Origin of the sequence: Bauldia sp. (assembly GCF_020442045.1) — a bacterium.
Lineage (GTDB): Bacteria > Pseudomonadota > Alphaproteobacteria > Rhizobiales > Kaistiaceae > Bauldia.
In genome coordinates, this window is the sequence record NZ_JAGRLA010000085.1 from 22937 (window position 1) to 28936 (window position 6000).

General features: G+C 69.0%; 7 protein-coding genes. 6 read left to right on the plus strand and 1 reads right to left on the minus strand.

The window, feature by feature from the left end:
• Positions 1-96 precede the first annotated feature (96 nt).
• A complete protein-coding gene (locus tag KDJ86_RS09660) occupies positions 97-366 on the plus strand; it encodes a DUF2277 domain-containing protein (RefSeq protein ID WP_291745057.1) in 270 nt (89 codons plus the stop codon).
• 23 nt (positions 367-389) lie between these two features.
• Here the strand turns inward: KDJ86_RS09660 and KDJ86_RS09665 are convergent, their stop codons facing one another.
• Positions 390-1400: a L,D-transpeptidase gene (locus KDJ86_RS09665; protein ID WP_291745059.1), complete on the minus strand. Its 1011-nt coding sequence runs from the start codon at positions 1398-1400 to the stop codon at positions 390-392.
• Positions 1401-1569: 169 nt separating this feature from the next.
• On the opposite strand from KDJ86_RS09665, the gene KDJ86_RS09670 reads away from it, so the two are divergent.
• The 5 genes from KDJ86_RS09670 to dnaG form a co-directional block, all read left to right on the plus strand.
• Positions 1570-2838, plus strand: a complete 1269-nt coding sequence (locus tag KDJ86_RS09670; protein WP_291745061.1) for a hypothetical protein — start codon at positions 1570-1572, stop codon at positions 2836-2838.
• A 120-nt stretch (positions 2839-2958) separates the two neighbouring features.
• Complete coding sequence (locus KDJ86_RS09675; protein WP_291745063.1) at positions 2959-3468, plus strand: DUF1993 domain-containing protein; 510 nt, start codon at positions 2959-2961, stop codon at positions 3466-3468.
• An 80-nt stretch (positions 3469-3548) separates the two neighbouring features.
• Complete coding sequence (locus KDJ86_RS09680; RefSeq protein WP_291745065.1) at positions 3549-3791, plus strand: antitoxin MazE family protein; 243 nt, start codon at positions 3549-3551, stop codon at positions 3789-3791.
• Positions 3788-4117, plus strand: a complete 330-nt coding sequence (locus KDJ86_RS09685; RefSeq protein WP_291745067.1) for a type II toxin-antitoxin system PemK/MazF family toxin — start codon at positions 3788-3790, stop codon at positions 4115-4117. Before KDJ86_RS09680 ends, KDJ86_RS09685 begins: the two co-directional genes overlap by 4 nt.
• A gap of 157 nt (positions 4118-4274) precedes the next feature.
• The coding region (gene dnaG / locus KDJ86_RS09690) for a DNA primase (protein WP_291745069.1) at positions 4275-6000 on the plus strand (1726 nt) is incomplete at its 3' end.

The window sequence follows — 6000 nt, forward strand, 5'->3', positions numbered from 1 at the left end:
TTAGATAAAACACTGTCCAGTTGTAGAGGCGAACCTCGTCATTGTCTGGCCGGACGCACGGCGATACCCTCGCCGGAGGCCATCAGGAGCACCGCTATGTGCCGGAATATCCGCACGCTGTTCAATTTCGATCCGCCGGCGACGGAGGAGGAGATCCGCGCTTCGGCCCTGCAGTTCGTCCGCAAGCTATCCGGCTTCACCCGGCCATCGAAGGTCAACGAGGCGGCGTTCGATCGCGCCGTCGACGAGGTCGCCGACGTCGCCCGGCGGCTGCTGGAGTCGCTGGAAACCCATGCCGCGCCCCGCGATCGCGAGGTCGAGGCGGCGAAGGCCAGGGCCCGCGCCGCCGCCCGCTACGCCAACTGACGGCCCGAACCGGACGCGGGACGCTACTGCTGCTCCTCGCCCTCGGCGGTCATCACCACGAAGTCGTCGCCGCTGCGGCTGTCCGCCGAAAGCGCCTCGTCGGTGACGATGAACAGCATGCCCGGCGCGATCCGCGCGGCGATCGCATCGGTAACCGCCTTCCCCGCCGTGATGCGGTTCATGGTCTCCGCATCGGCCGCCGGCGAGACATCGGCCCCCGGCTCGTAGCCGATCGCTTCCCAGCTCAGTCCTTGCTCGTCGGTGCCGACGCCCGAGAGGACGAAGACATTCGACGGGAAGGCTTCGTCAGGCCGGGCGATCTCGACCGCGCCCTCGGCCACGATCTCGCCGTTCTGGAGGACGATGGCCCGCGACTCCTGGCGCGACACCAGCACCGATGTCACCGGGTGCTCCTCCGGATTGTCGGAAAGATAGGCCCGCTCCGCCCGCCTCAGCGGCGCCAGCGCCTTGCCCGAATAGAGCTGGCCGACGACGTTGGGGTTGAAGACCTGCTTCGGCGTCGTGAAGGCGGCGGCCACCACCACCGGCGTGCCGAGCCTGGTGATCGTGTAGAGGAGGCTGGCGAACTTCAGCGGCATCCGCACACAGCCATGCGAGGCCGGGTAGCCGGGAAGATTGCCGGCGTGAAGGGCGATGCCGCTCCAGGTCAGCCGCTGCATGAAGGGCATCTCGGCTCCCTCATAGATGTTGGAGACGTGGTCCTTGTCCTTCTGCAGGATGGTGAAGACCCCGGTCGGCGTGTCGTGTCCCGACTTGCCGGTCGAAACCGTCGAGGCGGCGATCCTGACGCCCCGGCGATGGACGTGCATCATTTGTGCGCCGATCGAGACGATGATAGACACCGCCCCCCGCTTCTGCAGTTCCGGCTGCCAGATGAACTGGCCGGGCTTCAAAGCCCGTTCGTCCGCCTGGCCGGCCGCGAGGCCTCGGCGGGCGAGCAGGGTGCCGCCGGCGAGGCCGGCGATACCGGCGAGCGCCTCGCGGCGGGTCGGAAAGAGCGGCTTGAAGGTCATCGGCATCCTCGTCTTGAAGCGTGATCGGGAAACTGACGGCGATTCTCGCCGGGATTATCGCCGAAAGCATGGCGTCTTCGACAGGTCAAACGCCATGGAAGTGACCGGGTTCGGCCATGAAAGGTCCGCAATCTGGTGCGCATAAGGGCGGTACTTATGGGGGATATGGATGATTGACCGCCGGCAGCTTCAGAACCGCCCGCCCCGGGCGCGGCCCCGTGATGACGAGGAGCCGATCATTACCTATTCCCGTGTGGAAGCCGGCCGGCCCGCCTCGCCGCATGATTTGGACGGGTTCGAGCCCGCTGCCCCGCTCTACGAAGCGGTCGAGGTGCCGCGCGCGACGCGTCCGCCGCCGCGCGACGCCTTTGTCGACGAGCCCGAATTGAGGGCGGAGCGCGATTTCGATCCGGCGATCGACCCGCTCGCGCCGGAACCCCGTCCACGCCGCTTCCGGCTGCTGGTCGCCTTTGGCATCGCCGCGATCGCCCTTATCGCCGGCGTCGGCGTGCTGCTGGCGACCCTCGGCCCGTCCGGCCCGGTCGCCACGACCGCCAGCCGGCCGGCGAGCCCGCCGCTGCTCGAGGAACCCGCCGACGCGGCGACGGGCGATGATATGGCCAATACCGCGCCGAATGTCCGCCAGATTCCGATCGTCGATGACGGCGGCCAGGCCGGAGGGGACACCCTCGCCACCGCCCCCGCCGCGACGGCCGAGCCGATCGTCGAAACGGTGACCGGGCCGGAAGTGGTCGCCGACCCGCCCGCGCCGCGTCTCCGCCCGACCCAGCCGGCGACCGTGACGGTATCGACCGATCCCGGCCTGCCGGCCGCGCCCGCGACGATCGACGGCGAGCCCGCGCCCGCTGCGGCGCCGGCCGCCGAGAGCGACGAGGACTTCCTCCGCCGCATCGAGCAGACCTTGAACCGGGTCGAGCAGGCCTCCGGCACCCCGGCGACGACGGCGGCGCCGGTCGTCGTGGAGCCGCCGGCCGCGATACCGGTCGAGCCCGCGACGTCGGCCGCGATCCCGGCGGAACCGGTGGTTCCGGCCAATACCAACGCCAATATCGACCTCATTCCGGCCGATGAGCTGGTCATCGACGATCCGGCCGGCGGCGACGACATGATGATGGACGGTGGCGGCCACTTCGATTTCGAGATGGACGAGGCGTCCGTTCCCGATGCCGCGACGACGACGACCATCGTTCCCGTTGCCCCGCCGACGACCGTCGCTCCCGACGCGCCGGCAACGACGACCATTGCTCCGCTGCCGACGCCGCCGGCCGACATCGGTCCGGCCCCGCAGCTTGCCGATCCGCAGGTCGAGCAGGTGATCGTCGACGAAGCCCCGGCTCCGCCCCCGGCGCGCCAGGGGCCACTGCAGCGGCTCTTCCCCCGCCTCCTCCCGCCCGCCGACGCCGAGCCCGCCAACTAGCGATACGGTGCCGCCATCGCCGTTTGCCGTCCGCGGGCCACCTGACCGACCTTGAAAATAGCGCTGCTCCGGGATGCGGCGCCTGTGGTAGAAGGCAGCCGGAAACACCGGGAGGCTCTTATGACACTGTCACTCCATCGGGCGTCTGTCGGCGTCTATGCGCGGCTGCTCCCCCGGCTGATCGAGACCGTCGACAAGGCGGGCGAACATGCCGTGGCACGTTCGATCGACCCGGACGCCCTTCTCGACGCGCGGCTTTTTCCGGACATGTGGCCGTTCAAGCGCCAGGTCCAGGCCGCGACCAACCACGCCTTCCGCGGCGTTGCCCGGCTCGCGGGCCTGCCGATCCCGGAAATCACCGATGCCGCCGGCAGCTTCGCCGACCTCCGCCAGCGGGTCGCCGAGACGCTCGCCTTCGTCGAGAGCGTCGATCCCGCCGCGGTCGAGGCCGGTGCGACCCGCGAGATCACCTTTCCCATGGGCGGCCGCCAGGCGACCCTCAGCGGGACGGATTATTTCCTGAACTTCTCGCTGCCCAATTTCTATTTCCACCTGACCACCGCCTACGACATCCTGCGCACCAACGGCGTGCCGCTGGTCAAGGACGACTTCGTGGGGCGGATCGAATAGGCGTCCTCATCTCGCCCGCCGGCACTTGCGGAAGCGATCTTCATACACTGGGTTACATGTAACCATTCTGGAGAGAGATCGTGCCTTCGACGCCAAAGAAGGTTCCGTCGGGAGGCCCGAAGTCGTCCCGGGAAAAGGTCCGTTCGCACCGCGCCAGGCTCCGCGCCGAAGGCCTGCGGCCAATACAAATGTGGGTGCCTGATACCCGCACGCCGGCCTTCACCGCGGAGGCGCATCGTGAGTCCGTCGCCATTGCCAACAGCCCGCAGGAAGCGGAAGACCAGGCCTTTATCGACGCCATCTCGGCGCCCTTCGACGCGTGAAGCGTGGCGAGATCTGGACTGCGTCGGGCGGCCCGGACTATGCCGGCAAGCCGCGGCCCGTGGTTATCATCCAGGATAGCCGCTTCGATGCGACAGCCTCGATGACCGTCTGTGCCCTGACCAGCTTGGAGGCGGACGCGCCGCTTGCCCGGCCGGCGGTCGAACCGACCGAGGCCAACGGCCTTCGTGTCCGCTCGCGACTGATGGTCGACAAGATCTCGACCGTTCCGAAGAAACGCCTCGGCTACCGTCTCGGCATGCTCGACAGCGAAGACCTGATCCGGCTGCATCGTGCGATCGCCGTCTTCCTCGGCCTGGCTGGATAAGCAGACGATACGACTGTGGCGATGCCGCTCGACTCCACCTGTGGATAACCGGGACAACCCCCGTCAATCGCCACGTGCCGTGCCCGCCATCGCCCTGCCACGCTCGGCTGGCCTATAGTGCTGTCCCGTTCCGACACCGGCCCGAATCACACGCGCGATGCGCTTCTCCGACGCCTTTCTCGACGAAATCCGCACCCGGCTGCCGGCCTCCTCGGTGATCGGCAAGCGGGTCAGGCTGAAGAAGCAGGGGCGCGAATTCGCAGGCCTCTCCCCCTTCAACGCCGAGAAGACGCCCTCCTTCTACGTCAACGACCAGAAGGCCAAGTGGTTCGACTTCTCGGCCCAGAAGAATGGCGACATCTTCACCTTCCTGATGGAGACCGAGGGGCTCTCCTTCCCAGAGGCGGTCGAGCGGCTCGCCCGCGAGGCCGGCGTGCCGATGCCCGCCCGCGACCCGCAGGCCGAGGAACGCGAGAAGGTCCGCGCCACCCTCTATGACGTCACCGAGCTCGCCGCGAAATTCTTCGAGGAGGCGCTCCAGTCCCGCGCCGGCGCGCCGGCCCGCGGCTACCTCGCCAATCGCGCCATCGGACCGGACCTGCAGCGCCGTTTCCGCATCGGCTACGCCCCGGGTGACCGCGGCGCCCTGAAGGAGCATCTTTCGGGCAAAGGCGTGTCGACCGAGCGGATGATCGCCGCCGGCCTTCTCGTCTCGGGCGACGACGTCCCGGTCTCCTTCGATCGCTTCCGCGACCGCGTCATCTTCCCGATCGCCGATTTCCGCGGCCGGATCGTCGGCTTCGGCGGCCGGGCAATGTCCTCCGACGTGCCGGCCAAGTATCTCAACTCGCCGGAGACCGGCCTCTTCCATAAAGGCAGTCTCCTCTACAATGGCGCCGAGGCGCGAAGGGCCGCCCACGACGCCGGTAGCGTTATCGCGGTCGAGGGCTATGTCGACGTCATCCAGATGGCCGGCGCCGGCTTCGCCAATACGGTCGCGCCGCTCGGCACAGCGCTCACCGAACGCCAGCTCGACATCCTGTGGCGGATGGCCGACGAACCGCTCCTCTGCTTCGACGGCGACAAGGCGGGACTCAGGGCCGCGTGGCGCGCCGCCGAGCTCGCCCTTCCCTTCCTCCGTCCCGGCAAGAGCCTGCGCTTCGCGCTGCTGCCCGAAGGCCAGGACCCGGACGACCTGATCCGCTCCGCCGGCCGCGATGCGATGGCCGAGGTGCTGGCCGCCGCCCGCCCGCTGGTCGAGCTGATCTGGGCGCGGGAGACTGAAACCGGCGTCTTCGATACGCCGGAGCGCCGGGCCGCGCTCGAGGCGCGGCTCCACGAGATCGCCCGCGCCATCGGCGACGAGAGCGTCCGCCGCCACTACGCCCAGGCGCTGGCCGAGCGGCTGGCGGCCTTCTTCCCGGCGCCCGAGCCCCGGCAGCGCGGTGGCCGACGCGACTATCCCGATCGTCACCGCGGCTTCGGCCGGGGCCGGGACGACCGGGGTGGACCATCGGGCTTTCCGAGCCGCATCCCGGTCTCGGACCGGCTGCGCCAGACCGGCATCCTCTCCCGCCAGGGCGCGCCGCCGCTTCGCGAGGCGGTGCTGGTGATGACGATGCTCGACCACCCGGCCCTGCTCGCCCGCCATCTCGACGAATTCGCCCATGTCGATCTCGGCCATCGCGACCTCGTCGCCCTGCGCGCCGAACTGCTTGAAATCGTCGCAGCCGACCACGACATCGACGCCTCGGCGCTTCGGAGCCGGCTGGCGCAATCGCGCTTTGCCACGCTTCTTGAACGGCTCGACGCCCAGATTTCGGCTTGCGGGCTATGGCTCGCCACGGCCGCCGCCTCCGATGACGACGCCGAAAAAGGCTGGC